Annotated in this window: 20 protein-coding genes and 2 tRNA genes; 4 read left to right on the top strand and 18 right to left on the bottom strand. The window is 62.2% G+C overall.

Translation table 11 applies throughout. From position 1 onward, the window contains the following. Positions 1–14 precede the first annotated feature (14 nt). Together ACYQ8E_RS14720 and ACYQ8E_RS14715 are read right to left on the bottom strand one after the other, a co-directional pair. Positions 15–296 carry a GNAT family N-acetyltransferase gene (locus ACYQ8E_RS14720; protein WP_066724254.1) on the bottom strand — a complete coding sequence of 94 codons (282 nt, stop codon included), beginning with the start codon at positions 294–296 and terminating at the stop codon, positions 15–17. A gap of 55 nt (positions 297–351) precedes the next feature. After that, positions 352–618, bottom strand: coding sequence for a hypothetical protein (locus ACYQ8E_RS14715; protein ID WP_066724251.1), 267 nt, complete (start codon positions 616–618; stop codon positions 352–354). 350 nt (positions 619–968) lie between these two features. On the opposite strand from ACYQ8E_RS14715, the gene ACYQ8E_RS14710 reads away from it, so the two are divergent. After that, on the top strand, positions 969–1,898 hold the full coding sequence (locus tag ACYQ8E_RS14710; RefSeq protein ID WP_066724248.1) for a 2-hydroxyacid dehydrogenase: 930 nt from the start codon (positions 969–971) through the stop codon (positions 1,896–1,898). A gap of 55 nt (positions 1,899–1,953) precedes the next feature. Here ACYQ8E_RS14710 and wrbA read toward each other — a convergent pair whose 3' ends face one another. From wrbA to ACYQ8E_RS14675, 7 genes are all read right to left on the bottom strand, one after another. Beyond that, positions 1,954–2,568 carry an NAD(P)H:quinone oxidoreductase gene (gene wrbA / locus ACYQ8E_RS14705; protein WP_066724245.1) on the bottom strand — a complete coding sequence of 205 codons (615 nt, stop codon included), beginning with the start codon at positions 2,566–2,568 and terminating at the stop codon, positions 1,954–1,956. Positions 2,569–2,594: 26 nt separating this feature from the next. Continuing rightward, positions 2,595–3,380 (bottom strand): 4,5-DOPA-extradiol-dioxygenase, encoded by a 786-nt coding sequence (ygiD, locus tag ACYQ8E_RS14700; protein ID WP_066724243.1) that lies wholly within the window; start codon positions 3,378–3,380, stop codon positions 2,595–2,597. 260 nt (positions 3,381–3,640) lie between these two features. Next, the gene (locus ACYQ8E_RS14695) at positions 3,641–4,120 is read right to left on the bottom strand and encodes a PaaI family thioesterase (RefSeq protein WP_066724240.1); all 480 of its coding nucleotides are present in this window, start codon (positions 4,118–4,120) and stop codon (positions 3,641–3,643) included. Positions 4,121–4,420: 300 nt separating this feature from the next. Beyond that, positions 4,421–5,377 carry an IS1595-like element ISDesu2 family transposase gene (locus ACYQ8E_RS14690; RefSeq protein ID WP_066726446.1) on the bottom strand — a complete coding sequence of 319 codons (957 nt, stop codon included), beginning with the start codon at positions 5,375–5,377 and terminating at the stop codon, positions 4,421–4,423. Positions 5,378–5,446: 69 nt separating this feature from the next. Beyond that, the gene (rbbA, locus tag ACYQ8E_RS14685; RefSeq protein WP_459861237.1) at positions 5,447–7,885 is read right to left on the bottom strand and encodes a ribosome-associated ATPase/putative transporter RbbA; all 2,439 of its coding nucleotides are present in this window, start codon (positions 7,883–7,885) and stop codon (positions 5,447–5,449) included. 53 nt (positions 7,886–7,938) lie between these two features. Further along, positions 7,939–9,012 (bottom strand): HlyD family secretion protein, encoded by a 1,074-nt coding sequence (locus tag ACYQ8E_RS14680; protein WP_066724216.1) that lies wholly within the window; start codon positions 9,010–9,012, stop codon positions 7,939–7,941. 356 nt (positions 9,013–9,368) lie between these two features. Further along, positions 9,369–9,617 carry a hypothetical protein gene (locus ACYQ8E_RS14675; protein WP_459861234.1) on the bottom strand — a complete coding sequence of 83 codons (249 nt, stop codon included), beginning with the start codon at positions 9,615–9,617 and terminating at the stop codon, positions 9,369–9,371. Positions 9,618–9,984: 367 nt separating this feature from the next. Here ACYQ8E_RS14675 and istA point away from each other — a divergent pair, with 367 nt between their 5' ends. Together istA and istB are read left to right on the top strand one after the other, a co-directional pair. Next, entirely contained in the window at positions 9,985–11,511 is a 1,527-nt protein-coding gene (gene istA, locus ACYQ8E_RS14670) for an IS21 family transposase (protein ID WP_066723643.1), read from the top strand. A 14-nt stretch (positions 11,512–11,525) separates the two neighbouring features. Beyond that, positions 11,526–12,281, top strand: coding sequence for an IS21-like element helper ATPase IstB (istB, locus tag ACYQ8E_RS14665; protein ID WP_066723645.1), 756 nt, complete (start codon positions 11,526–11,528; stop codon positions 12,279–12,281). A 30-nt stretch (positions 12,282–12,311) separates the two neighbouring features. On the opposite strand, the gene ACYQ8E_RS14660 is transcribed toward istB, so the two are convergent. Next, positions 12,312–12,920 carry a hypothetical protein gene (locus tag ACYQ8E_RS14660; RefSeq protein ID WP_459861232.1) on the bottom strand — a complete coding sequence of 203 codons (609 nt, stop codon included), beginning with the start codon at positions 12,918–12,920 and terminating at the stop codon, positions 12,312–12,314. A 143-nt stretch (positions 12,921–13,063) separates the two neighbouring features. Between ACYQ8E_RS14660 and ACYQ8E_RS14655 the strand changes: the two genes are divergently transcribed. Continuing rightward, complete coding sequence (locus ACYQ8E_RS14655) at positions 13,064–14,137, top strand: IS630 family transposase (protein WP_082820154.1); 1,074 nt, start codon at positions 13,064–13,066, stop codon at positions 14,135–14,137. Between the two features lie 268 nt (positions 14,138–14,405). Here the strand turns inward: ACYQ8E_RS14655 and ACYQ8E_RS14650 are convergent. The 8 genes from ACYQ8E_RS14650 to glpD all read right to left on the bottom strand — a co-directional run bounded on the left by ACYQ8E_RS14650 (position 14,406) and on the right by glpD (position 22,636). Then, positions 14,406–14,483 (bottom strand) — tRNA-Glu (locus ACYQ8E_RS14650). A 54-nt stretch (positions 14,484–14,537) separates the two neighbouring features. Then, a tRNA-Lys gene (locus ACYQ8E_RS14645) sits at positions 14,538–14,613 on the bottom strand. Between the two features lie 70 nt (positions 14,614–14,683). Continuing rightward, the gene (locus tag ACYQ8E_RS14640) at positions 14,684–15,979 is read right to left on the bottom strand and encodes an adenylosuccinate synthase (RefSeq protein ID WP_459861226.1); all 1,296 of its coding nucleotides are present in this window, start codon (positions 15,977–15,979) and stop codon (positions 14,684–14,686) included. A 23-nt stretch (positions 15,980–16,002) separates the two neighbouring features. After that, a complete protein-coding gene (locus tag ACYQ8E_RS14635; RefSeq protein ID WP_459861222.1) occupies positions 16,003–17,289 on the bottom strand; it encodes an ATP phosphoribosyltransferase regulatory subunit in 1,287 nt (428 codons plus the stop codon). Between the two features lie 50 nt (positions 17,290–17,339). Next, entirely contained in the window at positions 17,340–18,923 is a 1,584-nt protein-coding gene (serA, locus tag ACYQ8E_RS14630; RefSeq protein WP_066724195.1) for a phosphoglycerate dehydrogenase, read from the bottom strand. A gap of 327 nt (positions 18,924–19,250) precedes the next feature. Beyond that, entirely contained in the window at positions 19,251–19,415 is a 165-nt protein-coding gene (locus tag ACYQ8E_RS14625) for a hypothetical protein (RefSeq protein ID WP_157471735.1), read from the bottom strand. 99 nt (positions 19,416–19,514) lie between these two features. Next, on the bottom strand, positions 19,515–21,008 hold the full coding sequence (locus ACYQ8E_RS14620; protein WP_066724191.1) for a leucyl aminopeptidase: 1,494 nt from the start codon (positions 21,006–21,008) through the stop codon (positions 19,515–19,517). 11 nt (positions 21,009–21,019) lie between these two features. Further along, on the bottom strand, positions 21,020–22,636 hold the full coding sequence (gene glpD / locus ACYQ8E_RS14615; RefSeq protein ID WP_459861218.1) for a glycerol-3-phosphate dehydrogenase: 1,617 nt from the start codon (positions 22,634–22,636) through the stop codon (positions 21,020–21,022). Positions 22,637–22,723 lie beyond the last annotated feature (87 nt).

Below are 22,723 nucleotides of genomic sequence, written 5' to 3'. Positions count from 1 at the left end.
CCCCAAACCGCCCCTCAGGCCGGGGCGAGCAGCGCCTGGTATTCGGGATGCTTGCGGATATAGGCCGCGACGAAGGGGCATTGGGCGACGACCTGCAACCCCTGGCTGCGGGCATAATCGAGCGCCGCTTTTGCCAGCTTCCCTCCCAGTCCGTTCCCTTCCAGCTCGGACGGGACCAGGGTATGGGTCAGGACGATTCGACCCGCTGCCAGGGTAAAATCCAGGTAGGCGACATGCTCCCCGACCTCGACCTGGAACCGGTTTGCTGACGCCTGCCGGATGACCGTCATATCCATCTGTGCAATCCCTTTCTGCTGTGCTGTAAAGTCAGGTTCCGCCTGCGCTCAGGCATCAGGCACCGCCCTGCTTGGTCGGCGCCGAATGCTCGCGATCGGCCGCAAATCGGAGGCGATGCAGGGCGCTCAGCACCTGATCGAGCTCGGGCGCCGGCCCGCCGCCCATATTTTCCTCATCCGCCACCATCAGTTCGCGCGCATCGTACTCCCAGCGCTGCAGCATGGCGATCTTCTGCTCCCGCGTCAGGAGCGGATCGTCGACGATGGCATCAGGCGTGGCGAAATACCTGGCCGGGTCATGGATGGCCTGGTCGATATTCATGGCCCAACTCCTTTCCTTGTGTGAGTTATTATACACCAAGCGGCAATATCGCTGCCGGCCGGCGGGGATGCCAGCAAACGACCGCTGCCACCTCCGCACTCACCTTCGCCCGCATTGAGGGAAGCTGATCGCGACTATTCTGGCACGCGCCACAGTTTTGCAGTTGACCATATCCTGCGCTTCCCTTACAACGACAATCAGGAGGGGTGGGGCGGACGGTGCTGGGCATCGCGAAAATGCGGGGGGCTTGCGACCTGATTATCGGTCGGACGGGCCGAGGAGGCGTAGTTCCCGGCGGCGCAGTTGAGATTTTTTCAGACCCACTGGCCTAAGGAGGCAGCGGAACAACGATGTCGATCGCCATTATCTATCCCGGCCATGATCGTAGCGCCTGGGTCCAGGCACTGCAGTCTCGACAGCCGGACCTGGAAGTCGAAGTCTGGCCGCAGATCACCGCGCCGGAACGGGTTGAACTTGCGCTCTGCTGGAACCAGCCTTCCGGCTGCCTGCGCCAGTTCCCCAACCTGAAGCTGATCTCTTCTTTCGGCGCCGGGGTCGACCACCTGCTTAACGATCCCCAGCTCCCGGACGACATTCCGATCGTGCGGCTGGTCGACCCGCAGCTGCAACAGTCGATGGCCGAATATGTCCTGCTCGGTGCCCTCGGCCACTTCCGCCGCTACCAGGATTATTCCTCCCTGCAGCGGGCGAAAAGCTGGCAACCGCTGGCGATTCCGCACATTTCAGCGGTGCATGTCGGCATCATGGGTTGCGGGGAGATAGGGCGTTTTGTCGGTGAAAAACTGGCTGCGACCGGCTTCACGGTTCACGGCTGGAGCCGAACCCCGCGGCGAATCGAGGGGGTAGTCACCTATAGCGGCGAACAGGAATTGGCGACCTTCCTCGGCCGCAGCCACATCCTGGTCTGCCTGCTGCCGCTGACGGCGCTGACGGAAAATATCCTCAATGCCGAGCTCTTCGGCCAACTTCCCAAGGGGGCCTACCTTATCCAGGTTGGGCGCGGGGCGCACCTGGTTGAGGACGACCTGCTGGCCGCTCTCGATGCGGGACAGCTGGCCGGCGCGCTGCTCGATGTTTTTCGCCAGGAACCCCTGCCCCCGGAACACCCCTTCTGGCGGCATGCCAAGATCCGGGTGACCCCGCATATCGCCAGCATTACCAACCCGAATTCCGCCGTTGAGCAGATAATTGCCAACTATCACCGCTTGCGCCAGGGAAAAGAGCCGCTGAACCTGGTGGACCGCCACCGCGGCTACTGACAGCCTGGCCCGATTCGATTGAAAAGGCCCGCCCCAAGGGAGGGCCCCGTGACCACTAAGCGATCAGCTTGCTGGCGATGCGTGCCACATGCGCCCCCTGGAAACGGGCCCCGTCCAGTTCGTTGGCGCTCGGCATCCGCTCACCCTGTCCCCCGGCGATGGTCGAGGCACCGTAGGGGCTGCCGCCGGTGATTTCGGAAATCCCCATCTGGCCGGCGAAACTATAGGGCAGGCCGACGACCACCATCCCCTGATGCAGCAGCGTGGTGTGAAAGCTGAGGATGGTCGATTCCTGGCCGCCATGCTGGGTGGCGGAACTGGTAAAGACACTGCCGACCTTGCCGACCAGCGCCCCCTTCAACCAGAGCCCGCCGGTGGCGTCGAGGAACTGGCGCATCTGGCCACACATGTTGCCGAACCGGGTCGGGGTGCCAAAGATAATCGCATCCGCCCCGGCCAGATCTTCAACGGTGGCCACCGGAAGATGGGCCATGCTTTTTTGCGCCTCCACCGCCCCCATTTTTTCCAGAACCTCCGCGGGCAGGGTTTCCGGGACACGCTTGATCACCGCCTCGCACCCCTCGACTTCGCGGACCCCGGCGGCAACGGCCTCAGCCATCTTGTAGATGTGGCCATAGAGACTGTACTGGACGATCAATACCTTGCACATGTGATTCTCCTTTCAGCGGGTTCTCATCAGGTTGATCCGACCTGTACTACCAGCATCGAAACCGAGCCGCCATCCATTCCTTGAACCGGAAAGCTGATCAGGTCCTGGGGCCGGCGCGCACCCAGAACGTAGAGCAGCGGCAGATAGTGGTCAGGCGTAGGTATGGAGAGCTGGGCATCACGGCCGAGCGCATCGTAGGCAACAACCTCGGCATCCTTGCCGTCGCGCAGCAACTGCCGTACTTGCGATTCGAAGCGCACGGCCCAATCGAAGGGCTGGACACCGCCCCTCCCCCAGGCGTAGGTGTGCAGGTTGTGCACGAGGTTGCCACTACCGACGACCAGAACCCCCTCTTCCCGCAACGCTGTGAGCCGTTGGCCCAAGGCGTAATGAAACTCCGGCGGTTGTCTTTCGTCGATACTGAGTTGCACCACGGGAATATCGGCATCGGGAAAGACGTGGGTCAGCACCGACCAGGTGCCGTGATCCAGCCCCCAGCTTGAATCGAGGGCCACCGGGGTCGGCGCGAGGAGCTCCTGGACGCGCCGCGCCAGTTCCGGACTGCCGGGGGCGGGATACTCGACCTGATAGAGTTCCTGGGGAAAACCGCCGAAATCGTGAATGGTTTGCGGCGCGGCCTGGGCCGTCACCGCGCAGGCCGGCAGGTACCAGTGGGCGGAGACGGACAGCACCGCCCGGGGGCGGGGAATGTTTTTCCCGATGGTCGCCCAGCCCGCCGTGTAGGCATTCTTGGCGATGGCGTTCATCGGGTTTCCGTGGCCGAAGAAGATGACGGGCATCCGTTCAGTCATAACTGGCCTTTGCGTTGCCGAGGGTCTGGCCGCAGCATTCGAAGAACGCGTCCTGTGCCTTGAACGACGGTGCGGCCATCCCTGGCTCGTCGGTCAGCGCAATTGTCCCCGTATGCTGAATATTCGATCCTGGGGATGAACCGGTCCAACGGGTGCAGCATATTTTGGAAGTATAGGTGATCTTCCTCGGGTTACAACCGCCGGCCCTGATCGACCCCTGGCTGGTGCTCTGTTGGCTAATGGCTCAGAAACCCGGGCGGCTATTGGCCCGGGAGTGTGATGCAGAGGCATTCGGCCTCGGCGAAAACCGTCTCGCCCAGACAGATCCGGCCATGTACCATCACCTTGCGCCCTTCAGCCGAAACCACCCTGCTTTCCACGGTCACGACCTTGTGCAGGGGGAGCAGATTGCGGAAACTGATGTTGAGATTTCCCGTCACCACGGAATAGCCGGCCGCCCAGGCGGCAAGGCCGAGCACCTCATCAAGCACCGCCGCCATGGCGCCGCCGTGGGAATGGCCGGCAGGCCCCTCGGTTTCCGGGCCGAACCAGATGCGCGCCCGCAGCTGCAGATCAGCGTTTTTATAGTAGCGAACCCGATAGCGGTTGCCATCCGACTCCCCCGAGACGAAACGCAGCGAGGCCCCGACCAGTGACTGCGCATTGAAGGGAATCCACCCGTTATCACCGCTCAGGTCGACCTGCGGACACACCTCGCCAACCACCGGTTTCTTTCCCACAAAGTTTCTCCTTTAATCTCAGGTGGGTCGAATTCCCCGAAGCTTGCTTCGATGAAAGCGATCAATCTAAACTTTTGATACCCCGTAGCTTGCTGCGGGGAGATTCATTCGCTTGGCAGCTTTTACGGCTTTCCCACCCCGGCCAGCGCTTTACCCGGCCATTGGCCGCGCCGGATCTGGTCGGGCTCATTACCTCGATCATCTCGCCTTCGTTCAGATCCACCCCTTCAACGCCCCTGGCGATCGCTTTCTTGATCCTGCCAAAAAGCCCTAATCGCCTGCCGACTAAAGTTTACCTGATTAGGTCCAATTCTCAGCTCGGCGAAGCCAGGCCTCGGGCCGCTTGCCGATTGAGACACAGGCGAATAGCAGCTTTGACAGCATGCTGCGTAGGTCAAACCGCCGGTTGAACCGGTACTGAAACTCGGCCAGATAGCGATGCGCATATTTGTCGAAGTCAAACGCATGATACGTTCCGGCCATGGCCGTCTTAAGATTGCCCAGGATGGTGTTGATCCAGTGGAAGCAGCCCATGTCGGTACTTCTGCGTTGATCACCAACCACCTCTCGCTGATGGTAGCACCCAGTCTTGGTGACCGCGCGGAAGCAATTCAGGCCATCAGAAACGACCAGCGCCGTCGGTGCCAAATGATTCTTGGCCCATTGATCAACGTCATGGCTGCTGAAGGTCGTCACCCGGCTAAAAACCGCTCGCAGCGGATGGCCGTCATGACTCGTTTCCACCGCCGCAATGAAGGGAACTTTGTTCTCCGAACCGCGACCGACTTTCCCGCCGGAGCGTTCTCCGCCCAAGTAGGCATCGTCGATCTCGACTCGCTGACCCAGAACCGTTGTCTCTTCGCGTTCGAACATCGCCTGCATGAGCTTGTGCTTGAGTCGCCAAGCCGCCTTGTAGCTCAAGCCCAGCATACGTCTCATCTCCAGCATCGACAGGCCGGACTTGCCTTGTGTCATAAAGTAGAGGGCAAGAAACCACTGGGTCAGCGGTAGATTGCTCCCATGAAAAATCGTTCCGGAAATCAGAGAGATCTGTTTTCGACAGCGACTGCACTGGAAGATTTTCGACTGTCCTCGCCGGAACTGGACCGCGCGGCTTGCACTGCATGCTGGGCAGACAAATCCTTGGGGCCAGCGCGAGTGCTCAAGGATCGCCTCGCATTGGGTTTCCGTACCGTAGTCTTTGAGAAAATCAGCCAAGCTCAGCCCCGGTTGAAACTGGATACGATTGATGGCCATGGGTGCTAACCTCCTTGTTTTTCATGGGTTCCATGGCCAAACTCTATGCTTCCTGTGCGACAGAATGTGTCATAGCTGAGAATTAGGGCTAATCAGGTACAGCAATGCCGCACTCGCCAAGGCCAGGAAGCTTCCCTTGAGGGGCACCCCGAAAACGAAAACGGCCAGCGCGGTGAGAAGCAGAAAGTTGAGCATCGCCAGGGCAACATAGGGCAGCTGTTTGCCAAGCAGGAACTCCAGCCGGGTCACCGGGGTGACGTAGAGATTGACGATGGATCCCAGCTCTTTTTCCCGCACTACCGACAGCGCACTTAACATGGCCGGGATCATCATCAGTAGCAGCGGAATCACGGCCGGCACCATGGCCGGCAGACTCTTGACGTCGGGATTGTAGCGAAAGCGCGTCTCTATGGTGGAAGCTCCCGTTGTCGCTGAGGCACCCAGGGTATGCCGCGCCAGAGTCGCCAACCACTGGGCATGCATTCCCTGCACATAGCCGCGCACGGTCTCGGCGCGGGTGGGCATGGCGCCGTCAATCCAGGCGCCGATGGCAACCGGCATGCCCCGTTTCAGGTCGCGGGCAAAACCGGGGGGGATCTCGATCGCCAGACTGATTTCGCCGGCACGCATGCGTTGGTCCAACTCGGCGTAGTCTGTGATCGGAGGTCGTTCGATGAAGTAGCGCGATCCGGCGAGATTGAAGGCATAGTCACGGCTGATGGCGGTCCGGTCCCGGTCGAGCACCGCAAAAGTAAGGTCCTCAACATCCATGCTGATGCCGTAGCCAATGACGAACATCAGGATCACGCTCCCCAGCATGGCCAGGGTCAGGCGGATCGGGTCGCGGCACAGTTCCAGTGCTTCGCGCCGGTTGTAGCTGAACATGCGGCGAAGGCTGAAGAAGCCACCCTCTGCAGCCGGGGTCGAGTTTTGTTCCCCGGGTGGCACGGCAACGGTTGCGGTCTCGCCGGTCGCCGTTGCAGGAATCTCGACTGTCTCATCGGCCGCCTCTTCGAGGTAGCTGATGAACGCCTCCTCCAGTGTGCCTGCCCCGCGCTTTTCGATCAGCGCCGCCGGCGAGTCGCTGACCAGCACCCGGCCCGCGTGCATCAGCGAGATCCGGTCGCAGCGCTCGGCCTCGTTCATGAAATGGGTGGAGATGAAGATGGTCACCTTGTCCCGGCGGGCCAGGTCGACCATGATCTGCCAGAAGGCATCCCGCGCAACCGGGTCGACCCCCGAGGTGGGCTCATCGAGGATCAGCATCTCCGGTCCGTGGACCATGGCCACCGCCAGGGAGAGACGCTGCCTCTGACCGAGCGGCAGGGCGTTGGGCATACTGTCCATCACCTCGTCCAGGCCGAAGCGTTGGGCCATTTCCTGCACCCGCCCGTTGATCCGCTCTTCCGGCATCCTGAACAGCCGGGCATGCAGCACCAGGTTCTGCCGCACTGTCAGCTCGCTGTACAGGGAAAAGGATTGGGTCATGTAGCCGACCCGCCGCCGGGTGTCGATATCGTGGGGGTCCACCGGACGGCCGAACAGCCAGGCCTCTCCTTCACTGGCCGGCAGCAGGCCGGTCAGCATTTTCATGGTGGTGGTCTTGCCGCAGCCGTTCGAGCCCAGGAAACCGAAGATTTCACCCCGTCCGATGCGGAAGCTTACATGATCAACGGCGGTGAAATCGCCAAAGCGCATGGTCAGATCGTGGGCCTCGATAGCAGTCTCGCCGGTGGTGTCCGTTCCGCGGGGAGGAATGATGACCGGCCGGTAGTCGTCCCGTTGCGACTGGGGCAGCAGGGCGATGAACGCCTCTTCCAACGAGGAGGCGCCGGTCTGGGTAAGCAGCTCCCGCGGTGTGCCGGTGGCCAGAATCCCTCCGGCATTCATGGCCACCAGCCAGTCGAATCGGGCGGCCTCCTCCATGTAGGCGGTGGCCACCAGTACGCTCATGCCGGGCTGTCGGGCACGGATGCGGTCGATCAGCTCCCAGAACTGTCGCCGCGACAGGGGGTCGACCCCGGTGGTGGGTTCATCCAGGATCAGCAGGTCGGGATCGTGAATCAGCGCGCAGCACAGCCCCAGTTTCTGCTTCATGCCGCCGGAGAGTTTGCCGGCCGGCCGGTCGGCAAAGGCGCTCAGGCCGGTGGCTTGCAACAGTTCAGCGATGCGGCGTTCACGTTCCCGACGCCCGTGTCCGAACAATCGAGCGAAAAAATCCACATTCTCGAAAACCGAGAGGGTCGGGTAGAGGTTTTTGCCGAGCCCTTGGGGCATGTAGGCAACCCGTGGGCAGACCGCCTGACGATGGCGCTTGTCAGCCATGTCGCCCCCCAGCACCTCAACCTGTCCGGTCTGGATCGCCCGCGAGCCGGCAATCAGCGAGAATAGACTGGATTTGCCCACACCGTCGGGACCGATGACACCGACCATGCAGCCGGAGGGCAGCTCCAGATTGATGCCGCCCAGGGCCAGGGTCTTGCCGTAGCGCAGAAAGACTTCTTCCATCCTGACTACGGGCGGCGCTGGTGGTGCGTACTCGTCTATGTGTGCGGGTCCGCTCATTGCGGCAGCTTGACCTGCAGATGGTCCGGCCACGGCTTAGCGGCATCCAGCCGTACATAGGCCATGCCAGGCAGGCCGGTCTTGACTTTGGTGATGTTTTTTTTGAGGAGTTCCACCGGGACCTGCGACCGGATGCGGAACATCAATTTCTCCCGCTCGCTGGCCGTCTCCACGGTTTTGGGGGTAAACTGGGCCACATCGGAAATGAACGACACCTGTGACGGTATGACATACTCCGGGGCGGCATCCAGCACCAGCCGTACCTCCGTGCCGAGCGCCACTTTACCGGCCGCAGCCGTCGGAAGGAAAAAGGTCATGTAAACATCGCTCAGATCAACCAGGCTTAGCACCTTGCCGCCGGCGCCGACTACCTCGCCGGGTTGCGCCACCCTGTACTGCACACGGCCATCACGGGGAGATACAAGGGAACTGTCATTAATGTCCGCCTGGATGCGCTCGACGTTGGCCCTGGCCGCCTTGACTGTCGATTGAGCCCCGGCAATCTGGGTGCGCACTGCCATGACCGCTGCCTCGGCAGCGGAGACCTGGGCGCGGGCCGAGTTCACTGCCGCTTCACTGCTCTGAAGCTGGGCGTAATCGTCATCGGCGTTCTGTTTTGCTATCGCTCCTACTTTGACCAGTTCCGCTGAGCGGGTCGAGTGCTGCCGGGCCTTGACGCGCTCGGCCTGCCGCTGCCCAACCACCGCCAAAGCCGCCCCCTTTTCACTCTCTCGCTGGGCCAGCTGACTCTGGGCTGTAGCAACCGAACTGTGCGCCTGCTGCAGTTGCGCCTCTGCCTGGCGCAGCTGGGCTTCCATGGTCTCGGTGTCCATCGTGGCCACCACCTGTCCGGCCGTGACGAACTCCCCTTCACGGACCAGAATATCCTTCACCCGGCCGGCTGACTTTGCCGCTACGTCTATCTCAACCGCCTCAATGCGGCCGTTGCCGCTGACCAAGCCGTCATTCCTATCGTTTGTGCCAAATTTTTGCCAGACAATAGTGCCTACGACAGCTAGAAACAGCACCCCGGCAACTCCAACCATCCATTTTTTCAATTGTTCGTTCATGGTGCTCCTCCTCGCCTTCAGCCCTTCACATGACTCAATATTTGGAAAGCAGATAAATCAAGTTTATCGGCCAACCCGGGGGAGGTTTCTTGACCAGTTCACTGTAGGCAATTATTACGGGGCAATCAGTACAGTGAGAATGTACAGTGTCATTCTGTATGGTTTCATGGTGTACTTTTTTTAAAGCATACCAATCTATTCGAGCTCGGCAAGGCGTCTGACTTTCGATGGTCGCAGCGTTCGATGCCACGGATGATCATGTGGTGCAGAAGATTTGGGATGTCGAGGCGGGGGGGACGAGGCATGTATCGTTTCTAGCTATCAACGCATGCCCCAGGGGCAATCCATTTCATAGGTCAATCAACCTCAACAACTTCAAGCTCGCTGTCATGGGCGATGGAGGAAGGAAGGTCTTCGCCTTCGTCAGGTGATTCGGCAACAACCGGGGAAGCATGCCCGGTGATTTTAGTCACCAGTTCCAGCAGCCTGTACTGGTGTTCTTTAAAGAAACCTTCAAAATCGTTGGCGTAAAGTTTCGGAGCGGGGATCTTTTGCGAAGAAGACAGTTTGATCGTAGGTCTGCCCGCTCCGGAAGTCGCGGGCACCTTCTCGCATCAGCAACACATGAAACCCCTTGTACGCGGCGGAGAGTCGAGAGCGCATGGTCAGGAGACGATCGGCAAGCAACACCCCGTCCAAAACGGTGACTGGTTCAGGGCTGCCGTCGAGCCAGGCGGGAACCTCCATGATGTGCGTATTCCGAGCCAAACTTTCCACCGATTCCGATCCAAACTTGCCAGTCATTCCGACGCAAGGTTTCCACCCGTTCCGATCCAAACTTTCCAGTTTGAGCGGAAGAGGTCGGTGAATCTGTCAGACTGATCAAAGTTCTCGCGACGCTGGGTAACCGCGGGGTACAACCTTCTGGACTTTTTCCAGGAGGTGGTCCCATTGGCACACACGAGGTTATCCATGCGCAAGATCAAGGACGTTCTGCGTCTGCATTACGAAGCCGGCCTGACACAGCGGGCCATCGCCCGCTCCGTCGGCACGTCACACACCACGGTGGGCGAATTTCTGAGACGCGCCGCTCACGCCGGGTTGTCTTGGCCGCTGCCAGAGAATCTGGACGAAACCCGACTTGAACAGTTGCTCTTTCCGCCAGCGCCAGTCATTCCCGCCGACCAGCGCCCCATGCCCGACTGGGCGACCATCCATCAGGAACTCAAGCGCAAGGGCGTCACCCTGGGGCTGCTCTGGGAGGAATACCAGAACAGCCATCCCGAGGGGTATCGCTACAGCCGTTTCTGCGATCTGTACCGTGAGTGGTCCGGCAAACTGCGTCTGTCGATGCGTCAGGTGCACAAAGCCGGCGAGAAGCTGTTTGTCGACTACACCGGCCAGACCCTGCCGATCGTCGACCGCCGCACCGGCGAGATCCGCGAAGCGCAACTGTTCGTCGCGGCCCTGGGGGCGAGTTCCCAGACGTTTGCCGAAGCCACCTGGACCCAAGGGCTGCCGGACTGGATCGGCTCGCATGTCCGGGCCTTCTCCTTCTACGGCGGAGTGCCCGAGATCGTTGTTCCGGACAACCTGAAAAGCGCCGTCTCCAAACCCTGCCGCTACGAACCGGACATCAACCCCACCTATGCGGAGCTGGCCGCTCACTATGGCTGCGCGGTGATTCCGGCGCGGGTGCGCAAACCCAAAGACAAGGCCAAGGTCGAGGCGGCGGTTCTGGTCGCCGAGCGCTTCATCCTGGCGCGGCTGCGCAACCGTACCTTCTTCAGTCTGGCCGAGGCCAACGCCGCCATTCGGGAGCTGGTGGAGCACCTCAACCGGCGCCCCTTCAAGAAGCTTCCCGGCTGCCGCCAGCAGCTCTTCGACACCCTGGAACGTCCGGCTCTGAATCCTCTGCCGGCGACCCCCTATACGTTCGCCGAATGGCGCCATGCGCGGGTCAACATCGATTACCATGCCGAAGTCGACCACCACTACTACTCGGTCCCGTATGTGCTGGTGAAGCAGCAGCTCGACGTGCGCCTGACGGCGACCACCGTCGAATTTCTGCACAAAGGGCAACGGGTGGCCTCCCATGTCCGCTCCTCTGAGCGCGGTCGCCACACCACTCTCGGCGAGCACATGCCCAAAAGCCACAGGGAGTATGCCGAATGGACGCCGCAGCGCCTGGTTTCCTGGGCGGCCAAAACCGGACCGCACACCGCCGCCTTGGCAGAGAAGATCCTGGCCTCACGGGCCCATCCCCAGCAGGGCTACCGCAGCGTCCTGGGGCTGATCCGGCTGGCCAAGACCTACACGCCCGAGCGCCTGGAAGCGGCCTGCCAGCGGGCCCTGGCAACAAACGCCTGTCGCCTCAAGAGCGTCGCCTCGATCCTCAAAACCGGACTGGACCGCCAGTCGCTCCCCGAGTCCACCGAATCCCAACTCTCATTGCTGCCGAGTCACGACAACATCCGCGGCGCCGGCTACTACCACTGACCAAGGAGACCACCATGCTCAGCCACCCCACCGACGACAAACTGCGCGCCCTCAAGCTGACCGGCATGCTCAAGGCCCTTCAGGAACAGCGCCTTAGCGAGACCGCCGATGCCTTGAGCTTCGAGGAGCGCCTCGGCCTGCTGGTCGACCGCGAGCAGACCGAGCGCGACAGCCGCCGGCTCACCACTCGCCTGCGCACGGCCCGGCTGCGTCAGAGCGCCTGCATCGAGGACCTCGACTGGAGGGCACCCCGGGGACTCGACCGCGACCTCGTGCTGGCGCTGGCCGGCGGTCGCTACCTCGCCAAGGGCCACAACATTCTCATCACCGGCCCCACCGGCGTCGGCAAGAGCTACCTCGCCTGCGCCTTGGCTCACAAGGCCTGCCGCCTCGGCTGCAAGACCCTCTACCTGCGCCTGCCCCGCTTCCTGGAGGAACTGGCCCTCGCGCGGGCCGACGGCCGCTACCCCAAGATGATGGATAGAGTCGCCAAGACTCAACTGCTCGTCCTCGACGATTGGGGGCTCGCCCCCATGACCGCCGCCGGTTGCCGCGATCTGCTCGAAATCCTCGAGGACCGCCACAATCTGCGTTCGACCCTGATCACCAGCCAGCTTCCGGTCGAAGCCTGGCACGACTACCTCGGGGATCCGACGGTCGCCGACGCCATCCTCGACCGCCTCATCCACAACGCCTACCGGCTCACCTTGAAAGGAGAATCGATGCGCAAACGGCGATCCCAGCTTGACCCGATCGGCAACTTGGCGTAAGACAAAAACTCCAGCGTCGCTACGCTCCGATCACTGGCAACTTTGCCTTGGAACGAGTGGCAACTTTGCGCTGGAACGGCTGGCAACTTTCATCGGAATCCGCATGATGTCCTTGGCAAAGCGCGTCTCGGCGGCTGAACCGTACAATTCGCCGAAAACTCCACACCAGTACCAGCGGGCGATCTTCTCATTATTCGTGGTGTGCTCGGCCTTCTCACCGATATCGGCAAAGATGGCTGCCAGTGGGACGAGTTGCGACTGATAAGGGAGATCATTAACGCGATGGACCTGCTGCTGGCGGAGGGATTTGGCTGAGCGTTCGAAGCCGAGACGCACCACATCCCGGTATTTTTTGTACGCCGCAAGGGGAAGATCCAGCAATGATTGGCGCGTTGCCCTTACCGCCGGCCACTCACTTTCTTTCCCAGGTTTATACTTCATTGCAGCAAGGCGTAGTTCCGTGGTATTCAACAGAGCGATCGCCTGCAGAAAGTCGGTTGCAGGAACATTCGCCAGAACCCCCTGTGCCGGACCGGCAGTCCCACCAAAAGAGGCCAGCCGCTTCTCGGCTTTTGGCAGAGAGTGCGCCGTGCAGCCTTCCTCTCGAAAGAAGGAGCAGGGAGGCTCAGCCAACCTCACATGGGGGCTCTTAGCGTCTCCTGGAGAGGGACTAACCGGGCGAGGTGACCTATCCCCAGCCAAGGTCGACTAGTGTTTAATTGCAAAACTAAGCGTTATAATATAGACTTCTTTCACCCCCACCATCGTGAAAGGAGTCGCTTATGCCGAGAAAATCTCCAATACCCCTGTGCAGCGAAAAGGACCGCCAGACACTCAGGGAATGGGCAAGCAGTCGAAGCATGGAGGCGCGCCTTGTTGAACGTGCCCGGATTATCTGCAAACTCCTTGACGGAGAATCCGTCAGCAAGGTCGCCATGGATCTTAACGTGCGCCCGAACACGGTTATTGAATGGCGGAACCGTTTCTCCGCTGCGGGTATTGCCGGGCTATATGATCGCCCGCGCTCTGGCAAACCGCCGAAATATGACCAGGCGTTTCAAACGCGAGTTCTGAAAGCGTTGGAACTTCCGCCACCGCCCGGCCAGGCATGTTGGGACGGCCCGGCGCTTGCCAAGCAGTTTGGCGCTTCGGATGATGCCATTTGGCGAGTGCTGCGCAAGCACAATATCAGCCTTGCCCGACAACGAAGTTGGTGCGTAAGCACTGATCCAGAGTTCGCACCAAAGGCGGCTGACATTATCGGGCTCTACCTGGCGCCCCCCGAAAAAGCCTTGGTGATCTCAGTCGATGAGAAACCGAGCATCCAGGCGCTTGAGCGCGCCAAGGGGTATGTCTGTACCAGTAGCGGCAAAGTCGTCCAGGGCCTAAAGAGCACCTACAAACGGCATGGAACCCTGAACCTTTTTGCGGCGCTCAACGTAGCGACAGGCGCCGTGCATACGCAGACAACCGAGTTCAAGAGAAGGGTTGATTTCCTAGCCTTCATGGATCAGGTCCTCTCAGAACTTCCGGACAGCGACCAGCGAGAAATTCACGTGATCCTGGACAATTATTGCATTCATAAACGCAACGACGAATGGCTTGCGCAGCACCAAAACGTCATGTTTCACTTTACACCGACTTCTGCAAGTTGGCTCAATCAAGTCGAGATATGGTTCGGCATTCTTTCACGTAAGGCACTGAAGAACGCCAGTTTTCAAAGCATTGACCAGTTGCGTGCGGCCATCGAGGCCTTTATAGAAGCCTATCAGCCCAACGCCAAGCCTTTTGTATGGCGTAAGCGAGAGGTCAAGGGGTCGCAACTGAGAAACACTATCGCTAACTTTTGCAACTAGACACTAGCCTGCGGAAGGGCCCTCTTGGCGCCGCCACGACAGTATCCCCCCTAGGCCCCCTCCCCCCCAACGTTCAACACCTTGCCCTACCCTAGCTCGTCGGGAAATCGGTACTCAGATACGGAACGTTGTCGACCAGGAAGAGGCACCGACTTTGAGCATAAGAGCGTGCCTTGGAGGGTCTCCCGAACCAACCTAAAGCCAACCTCGATCCCAAAAACACAGAAGCCCCGCCGTGGTTTACGGTAGGGCTTCTGTGATCAACTTTTGGCGTCCCCAGGGGGATTCGAACCCCCGTCGCCGGCGTGAAAGGCCGGTGTCCTGGGCCAGGCTAGACGATAGGGACCTGATATCTCAAGTCCCCAGCAGGAGATGATCCTGCTAGGACGCTTTTGTAAAATGGTGAGCCGGGGGGGGATCGAACCCACGACCATCTGATTAAAAGTCAGATGCTCTACCAACTGAGCTACCGGCTCACAAGAGATGACTTTATACAGAAATCCGTTTACTGCGTCAACCCTTTTTTACTTTTTTTCGTGCTACGGATCAGCCGAAAGGGTTCAGCAGCTGGATGGTTTCGTCACGGCGCGGGCCGATGGAAACCAGCACCACCGGGCAGCCGGTGACTGCTTCCAGCTTGCGCAGATAGGCCCTGGCCTTCTCCGGCAGGTCGGCAAAGCTCTTCGCCCCGGAGAGGTCGCTCTGCCAGCCGGGGACGTCTTCGTAAATGGGGGTACAGCGGCTGAGGACTTCGGCATCGCGCGGGAAAGTTTCGAGGCGCTTGCCGTCACAGTCGTAGGCGATGCAGATACGGATTGTCTCCAGTTCGTTAAGGACGTCCATCTTGGTGATCGCCAGGCCGGTCATGCCGTTGGTGCGGACCGCCTCGCGCAGCGCCACCGCATCGAACCAGCCGGTACGGCGGGGACGGCCGGTGGTGGCGCCGAACTCCTGGCCGGTACGGCGCAGCTGCTCCCCCATGGCGTCGTTGAGTTCGGTCGGGAAAGGCCCCTCGCCGACCCGGGTGACGTAGGCCTTGGAGATACCGATCACGGCATCGATGAAGCGGGGGCCGACACCGGTGCCGGTGCAGGCGCCGCCGGCCAGGGTCGAAGAGGAGGTGACATAGGGGTAGGTGCCGTGGTCGACATCGAGCAGGCTCCCCTGGGCCCCTTCGAAGAGGATGTTATGGCCGGCGGCGATATTCTCGTTGAGCAGGGTCGAGGCGCAGCCGAGATAGCGGACGAGGCGCTGCGCGTAGGCAGCGTACTCGGCAACGATCTCCCGGGCGTCGAGGGGCGCTTCGCCGAGGAACTTTTCGAGGAAGAAGTTCTTTTCCGGCAGGAATTCCTCCACCTTGCGGGCAAAGATCTCCGGCCGCACCAGGTCACTGAGGCGGATGCCGCGGCGGCCGATCTTGTCCTCGTAGGTCGGACCGATGCCGCGCCCGGTGGTGCCGATCTTGCGGGCGCCGGTCGCCGCCTTCTCGCGGGCGATATCGATCGCCTTGTGCCAGGGCATGATGATATGGACGTTGCCGTCCACCACCAGCTGGCTGTCGTCCTTGAGGTACCCCTTGGCCTTGAGGTTGTCGATCTCCTGCAGGAAAACCTTGGGGTCGAGTACGACGCCGTTGCCGATGATGCAACGCTTCCCCTCGTGGAGAATCCCGGAAGGGATCAGGTGGAGAACGGTCTTCTCGTTCCCGACCACCAGGGTGTGGCCGGCATTGTTGCCGCCCTGGTAGCGCGCCACATCCTGGGCGTACTCGGTGTAGATATCGACAACCTTGCCTTTGCCTTCATCGCCCCATTGGGCGCCTACGATTACTACAGTGGCCATGGTGGGTTTCGTCTCCTGAGCAGTTACAGCGAAAAGTCCGCGGCCAGCACCTGGGCCGCGGTCAGGCGTTGCCGATGGTTGTCGGCGAGCCGGATGAGTTCCAGGTCCGCGTCGGGCGGGCCGAGGACCAGGACATAACGATAGTTCATCAGCAGCGCGTAGTCGAGGGTCGCCTCGAGGGCGCGCGGGATGATGTCGCGGGCTACGGACAGCCCTCGACCCCGCAGGGTTTTGGCGATGCGCTGCGCCTGCTCCTTGTCGACCCCGGACTGGAAAATCAGCACGTCGGTGGCCTGGCGGGCGACAGCGTCGAGCTCGCGGTCGAGGGCGAAGAGGAGGTTGAGCAGGTTGAAGGTGAATCCGGTGGCCGGCGCCGGGTAGCCGTAGCGGGCGGTCAGATTGTCGTAGCGGCCGCCGCTGCAGACCGCGCGCCCGAATCCGGTGAGGTAGCCCTGGAAGGTCACACCGGTATGGTAGTCGAGCCCGCGCAGCTCGCCGAGATCGAGGGTGACATGCTCTTCGACGCCATAGACGGCAAGGATCTCCAGGATGCGCGCCAGGTTGTCGAGAGCCCGCCGGGAGCGGTCGTTGCTGACGACCGCGGCGGCACGGTCGAGGACATCGCGGCCACCGAAAAGGCGCGGCAGGACGAGCACTTCCTCGCGGGCACGGTCGGAGAGCGGGGCATCGTGCAGCAACTGCTGCAGGGTCGAGCTGTCCTTGCGAGCAATGGCGCTCTGCACCTCCCGGACCAGCTCGGGGGCGAGCGTCAAATCGGCCATGACCCCGCGGAAGAACTCGACCTGGCCGACATCGATGGTGAACTCGCTGGCGCCCAAGGCCTGCAGCGATTCAACGGCCATGGCGATCATTTCGGCATCGGCCTCGGGACTGGCCAGCCCGATCAGTTCGACCCCGGCCTGGAAAATCTCGCGATCCTTGCCGGCCTGCTGCTCGGTATGACGCAGCACCTGCCCGCTGTAGCAGAGGCGCAACGGCAGCGGCATCTCGTGCATGCGGGTGGCGACAATGCGGGCAATCTGCGGGGTGATGTCGGGGGAAAAGGCGACCAGCCGCCCCCCTTGGCGATCGTCAAAGCGAAAGGCCTTCTCGCGCAGGCCGGCGCCGAGACCCCGCTCCAGGACATGGAGAAACTCCAGGGAGGCCGGGATGATCGGCCGGAAGCCCCAGCGCTTGAAAAGGTCGGACAGGGTCTGCCGCAGGTAGGCAATCCTGGCCGCCTTGACCGGCAGAAAATCTTTGACCCCCTTGGGGAGCATCACCTCGGGAGGCTTATCGGTAACAGTCATGAAAATATCCGGTTACAGGCGACAGGCCGGGAGGAAACCCGGCTCCTCGCTCAGATTTCGACCTGGACCGCGGAGAGGATGTGCTGGTTTCCCTGCAGTTCCTTCAGCACCGCATCGGGGATCGGGCTGTCGATATTGATCAGGGAAATCGCCCGCCCCTTGATCTTGCGCCGGGAGAGATTCATCATCGCAATGTTGACATTGGCGCCGGCCAGGACCTGGCCAATGAAACCGATGACCCCGGGGCGATCGTCATTGTGCAGGACCAGGATGTATCCTTCCGGAACCGCTTCGACATGGTAGTCGTCGACCCGGACGATTCGAAAGTCGTTCTCGCCGAAGACGGCCCCACAGACGGAATGTTCGCCGTCCAACCCGGAAACGGCGACCCGGATAATATTGGAAAACCCCTCGGTGGCATTGCTGCGCGCCTCGACGACCCGGATGCCCCGCTCCTGGGCGATATGCGGCGCGTTGATGTAGTTGACCATGGCGCCGCTGCCCGGGGTCAACAGCCCCTTGAGCAGGGCCATGGTCAAGGGCCCGGTCGGATGGTCGGTGACGGAGCCGGCATACTCGATCGACACGGTCTGCAGACCGCGCCCGCAGAGTTGGGCCAGAAAGGTGCCAAGCCGCTCGGCGAGGTCGACCCAGGGGCGAATCTGCGCCAGCAGCTCACTGCTGACCGAGGGAACATTGAGCGCATTGACGATCTCCCCATGCTGGAGAAAATCGACGATCTGGCGGGCCACCTGGACCGTAACATTGACCTGCGCATCGACGGTTGCGGCACGCAGATGCGGGGTGCAGATCACCTGATCCAGGGTCCACAAGGGGTTGTCCTGTTCCGGCGGCTCCTTGGCAAAGACATCGAGGGCGGCGCCGGCGATCCGGCCCGACACCAGAGCGCGGTAGAGGGCGCCCTCATCAACAAGGCCGCCCATGGCGCAATTGATGATCCGGCATTCGGGTTTGACCCGGGCCAGCGCCTCCTCGCCGAGCAGGCCTTCGGTCTCGGAGTTGAGGGGGATATGGAGGGTGATGAAATCGGAGCGTTCCAGCAATTCGTTGAAGCCGACCGGCTCACCGCCGGTCTGGCGAATCATCTCCTCGGCCAGATAGGGATCGTGAACGATGACCCGCATCTTCAGGCCGAGCGCCCGCTCCACCACCAGGCGGCCGATCTTGCCGGCGCCAAGCACGCCGAGGGTTTTGCCACAGATTTCAACCCCCAGGAAACGGTCTTTTTCCCAGCGACCGGACTTGGTCGAACGGCTCGCCTCGGGAATTTGTCGCGCCAGCGACATGAGCATGGCGATGGTATGCTCGGCGGTGGTGGTGGTACTGCCGAAGGGCGTGTTCATCACCACCACCCCCTTGCGGTTGGCGGCGGCAAGATCCATATTTTCGATGCCGATCCCAGCCCGGCCAACGACCTTCAGCCGGGCGGCGGCTTCAAAGACCTCGGCCGTCACGTGGGTGCCACCCCGGACGACCAGGGCATCGGCGTCGGCGACCTCGGCGAGGAGTTCGGCAGCGGAGATTCCAGGATGATAGGCGAGTTCAATGCCGGCGGCCTGTTCAAAGACCGCGAGCCCTTCGGGGGAGAATCTGTCGGAAACAAGTACCTTCATCGGGCCCCTGTAAAACTCGGAAAGGCCCTGATTTACCGGGCCACCGGGGTTGCGCGCCAACGTGGTACGTTAGCAATCCCCCAAAGGGATGTCAAGGCCAAAGCCCGGTCTGCGGCTTCGCCGGGGGGATTCAGCCCCCTGTTCCTGCCTGGGGAAAATCTCCCCTTCCCGGAGACCATCACCGGGAGCAGGAGGTATGGATGGGACAGAAATTTTTGCCTGGATAAGTGCGCGGTTCTCCATCCCCCGAGCCGGAAAAAAGGGAAGCGGACCCCCGGGGGAGTCACCGCTTCCCTTTTTTGCATGCACCGTCTCCAACCGGCCCGGTCAGGTCCAGCTCTTTTCCCGCGTCGGGATTTCCTTTTTGACCCGCTCCAGGCAGGCGGGACAGATGGTGGTGGTATCGATCTCGCAAATGTTCTTGCGGATCTGGTGACCGGTTCCGCTGGTTGCTCCCTGATAAGTTCCACACCAGGCACAGTACCTGAGCACGCCGTCTCCTTCCTGCCCCTCCCGCTGCACAGGATCAAATCTAGCAGTCGCCCATAAGCTGTCAATCGCGGGGAAGAAAAAACCCTGTTTTTTGGGAAGTTAGCGTAAGTATTCGATCAGCAGGCGCACCCCGACCCCGGTCCCCCCCTTCGGCGTACCAGGCCGCCCCTTCTCCTCCCAGGCCGTTCCCGCGATATCGAGGTGGGCCCAGGTCAGGCCCTCGGCAAACTTCTCCAGGAAGGCGGCGGCCGTGATGGTGCCGGCCGGTCGACCCCCGGTATTTTTAACATCGGCCACTTCGCTCTTGATCTGGGCGCCATAATCGCTCCACAACGGCAGCTGCCAGAGCCGCTCGCCACTCGTTTCGCCCGCCTTGAGCAACTGCCGGACCAGGCCGTCGTGATTGCCGAGAACGGCGCTCGCATGGTGGCCGAGAGCAATAATGCAGGCACCGGTCAGGGTCGCCAGGTCGATAACGACCCGCGGTTCGAAGCGCCGGACATAGGTCAGGGCGTCGGCGAGGATCAGCCGCCCTTCGGCATCGGTATTCATGATCTCGATGGTCCGGCCGGAAAGGGAGGTGAGGATATCGCCGGGACGGATGGCGCTGCCGGAGGGGAGGTTTTCGACCGCCGGAATCACCCCGACCAGGTTGACCGGCAGCTTGAGCAGGGCGGCGGCCAGCAGGGTCCCGAGGACCGCCGCGCCGCCGGCCATGTCCATCTTCATCTCATCCATCTTTTCCGCCGGCTTGAGGGAAATGCCCCCGGCATCGAAAACCACCCCCTTGCCGACCAGCGCCACCGGCCGGGCCTCGTCCAGCCCGCCGCGATACTGCAGGACGATCAGCCGCGCCTCGCGAATACTCCCCTGGGCCACGCCGAGCAGCGCCCCCATTCCCAACGCTTCAAGCTCGGGTCGTTCCAGGATTTCGCAGTGCAGGCCCACCTCCTCGGCAATTTCCCGGGCACGGCGGGCGAGGTAGTCGGGGGACTTGATATTTCCCGGCTGGTTGACGAGATCGCGGGCAAGACAGACTCCCCGGCAGATCGCCCGGCCGACTGTCATCCCGGCGCTCAGTTCACGGCCGGCCGCCGGAGTAGTGGCCACAAACCGCACCTCGTCGAGGGGGGGCGGCAGTTCGGCACTCTTCTCGGTGCGGAAGTGGTCGAAACGATAGGCCCCAAGTTCCACCCCCTCAGCCAGGGTCTGTCCGAGCAGAGCACCCTCCAGGCGGCGCACCGAAAAGGAGGCCGCATCGATGCTGAAACGGCTGATCCGACGCCCGAGGAGGAGGCCGGTCGCCGCTCCAAGGGCCTGGCGCAGGCCTTCCCGGTCGGCCCGGCGCCCGTCCTTGCCGAGGCCGACCAGGAGCAGCCGTTCGGCAGGCAGGGCCGCCCCCGGATAGAGGAGGAGGGTCTCCCTCTGGCGGCCGCTGAATTCGCCGTCCCGGAACGCCCGGCTCAGAGCGCCGTCGAGACGGGTATCGAGTTCCCGCAAGGGCGGGGTGCGCAAGCGTCCCTCCCACACCCCCATCACCAGACAGGGAGTTTTCTGTTTCAGGCTGTCGCCATGCTTGACGAGGATCTCCATCACGTTTCCTTTCAGTAACGGGCGTATTTACGCCGATAAGCTTCAATCCACCCCTGCCGGCTTTCCGGTCGGCCGCGACGCTCGGCGAGCAGGATGGCAACCCCCTCCACTTCGGCCAGCCCGCGCCCTTTCTCCAGCGCCAGCGGCGTCCGGCGGCGCAGAACGTCGTCCGGCGTTCGCGCCAGCTCTTCATCACAGGCAAAAGCCACCTCCAGGGCCAGCAGGGGCGACCCCGGCGCCACCGGCGCAGCCAGTTGCGGCTCCCTGCCGAGCAGTTCGATCAGGCGCCCGGCCCGCGAACCATAACGATTGAGCAGGCGGGTGATGACAGCTGCGGAAAGGCCCGACCGCCCCACCAGGTCCGGCAGGGACCGGCGCAGGTAGGCGCCGAAATCCCCGGTGGCACCGCCGGGGAGGGGGACCTTGGCGGTCAGGCAGCGCCCATAGCCGCCACCGAGAAGAGCGCTGACCCGGTCGGCGACCTCCGCCGCCACCGCCCGGTAGGTGGTGTACTTGCCGCCACCGATGGAAAGCATCCCGCCAGAGGAGGTGAAGATCCGATGTTCCCGGGAAACCCGCGAGGCCCAGCGCGTCGCTTCCTCCGCCACCAGCGGGCGCAGGCCGGCAAAGGCGGCGACCACCTCGGAGCGCAGCGGCGCCCGGCCACGCAGGTGACGCCCGACCTCCGCCAGCAGGTAATCGATCTCCTCCTCGGTCGGCGCCACCGTATCGGGATCGCCCGAAAAGTCGATATCGGTGGTTCCGACCAGCGACAGGCCCCTCCCCCAGGGAATGGCAAAGAAGAGCCGCTGATCCTGGCCGGCGGTGAGGTAGAGTGCCTCATTGCCGTGATTGAGGCGTGGCACCAGGATGTGCGTCCCCCGGGTCGGCCGCAGCCGCGCCGGCGCTGCCTCCTCCAGGGCGCAGACCTGGTCGAGCCAGGGGCCGCTGGCATTGACCACCAGGCGGGCCGCCACCTCCAGTTCCTGGCCGCTCTCGCTATCGACCAGGTGTGCCCCGCAGATTTTCCCCTGGCGACGCAGCAGCCCGGTCACCTGCAGGTAGTTGTGCACCACCGCTCCGGCCGCCCGGGCGGCAAGGACGTTTTCCAGGCAGAGCCGGGCATCGTCCATGCTGCAGTCCCAGTAGTGGGCGACGCCGCGCAACCCCTCCGCGCGCAGCGCCGGCTCCGCGGCCAGGCCGGCGGCCGGTTTCAGCATTCGGTGGGCGTGGGTATTGCGAAACAGGGCGAGCAGGTCGTAGAGGGTGAGACCGGCTCGAACCATCCACAACGGCCGGGAATCGCCGGCATAGACCGGGATGAAGAACGGCAGCGGCCGCACCAGGTGGGGGGCAATCCGCTGCAATACCCGTCGCTCGCGGCAGGACTCGAAGACGAGCCGCAGATCGAAACGTTCCAGGTAGCGCAGGCCGCCGTGGATGAGCTTGGTGGAAGCGCTGGAGGTTCCGCTGCCGAAATCGCCCTGCTCGACCAGCAGCACACCGATGCCGCGCAAGGCGAGATCGCGGGCGAGGCCGGCGCCATTGATACCACCGCCGATAATCAGGACGTCATGACGACGGGAAGAGAGGGGGGCGAGCTCACGCTGGGGCGACAAGGAGTCCATGGTTGGCAAGTCTAACGGCCAGCAACCGCGCTGGCAATCGGCCTTTTGACATTTTCCGCCCGGCCGCTAAACTTGGTTCCATTCCCT

It is taken from the genome of Desulfuromonas carbonis (genome assembly GCF_054658035.1).
The sequence above is the reverse complement of the archived record's forward strand: the minus strand, read 5'-3'. Positions and strand labels throughout refer to the sequence as shown.

Bases quoted from the DNA above. Each gene is read 5' to 3' on its own strand.
- ygiD (WP_066724243.1), bottom strand. From the start codon at position 3,380: ATGACTGAACGGATGCCCGTCATCTTCTTCGGCCACGGAAACCCGATG.
- ACYQ8E_RS14680 (WP_066724216.1), bottom strand. From the start codon at position 9,012: ATGAACGAACAATTGAAAAAATGGATGGTTGGAGTTGCCGGGGTGCTG.
- rbbA (WP_459861237.1), bottom strand. From the start codon at position 7,885: ATGGAAGAAGTCTTTCTGCGCTACGGCAAGACCCTGGCCCTGGGCGGC.
- ACYQ8E_RS14640 (WP_459861226.1), bottom strand. From the start codon at position 15,979: ATGGCCACTGTAGTAATCGTAGGCGCCCAATGGGGCGATGAAGGCAAA.
- ACYQ8E_RS14710 (WP_066724248.1), top strand. From the start codon at position 969: ATGTCGATCGCCATTATCTATCCCGGCCATGATCGTAGCGCCTGGGTC.
- istB (WP_066723645.1), top strand. From the start codon at position 11,526: ATGCTCAGCCACCCCACCGACGACAAACTGCGCGCCCTCAAGCTGACC.
- ACYQ8E_RS14655 (WP_082820154.1), top strand. From the start codon at position 13,064: ATGCCGAGAAAATCTCCAATACCCCTGTGCAGCGAAAAGGACCGCCAG.
- glpD (WP_459861218.1), bottom strand. From the start codon at position 22,636: ATGGACTCCTTGTCGCCCCAGCGTGAGCTCGCCCCCCTCTCTTCCCGT.
- ACYQ8E_RS14635 (WP_459861222.1), bottom strand. From the start codon at position 17,289: ATGACTGTTACCGATAAGCCTCCCGAGGTGATGCTCCCCAAGGGGGTC.
- wrbA (WP_066724245.1), bottom strand. From the start codon at position 2,568: ATGTGCAAGGTATTGATCGTCCAGTACAGTCTCTATGGCCACATCTAC.
- serA (WP_066724195.1), bottom strand. From the start codon at position 18,923: ATGAAGGTACTTGTTTCCGACAGATTCTCCCCCGAAGGGCTCGCGGTC.
- ACYQ8E_RS14720 (WP_066724254.1), bottom strand. From the start codon at position 296: ATGGATATGACGGTCATCCGGCAGGCGTCAGCAAACCGGTTCCAGGTC.
- istA (WP_066723643.1), top strand. From the start codon at position 9,985: ATGCGCAAGATCAAGGACGTTCTGCGTCTGCATTACGAAGCCGGCCTG.
- ACYQ8E_RS14620 (WP_066724191.1), bottom strand. From the start codon at position 21,008: ATGGAGATCCTCGTCAAGCATGGCGACAGCCTGAAACAGAAAACTCCC.
- ACYQ8E_RS14690 (WP_066726446.1), bottom strand. From the start codon at position 5,377: ATGGCCATCAATCGTATCCAGTTTCAACCGGGGCTGAGCTTGGCTGAT.
- ACYQ8E_RS14715 (WP_066724251.1), bottom strand. From the start codon at position 618: ATGAATATCGACCAGGCCATCCATGACCCGGCCAGGTATTTCGCCACG.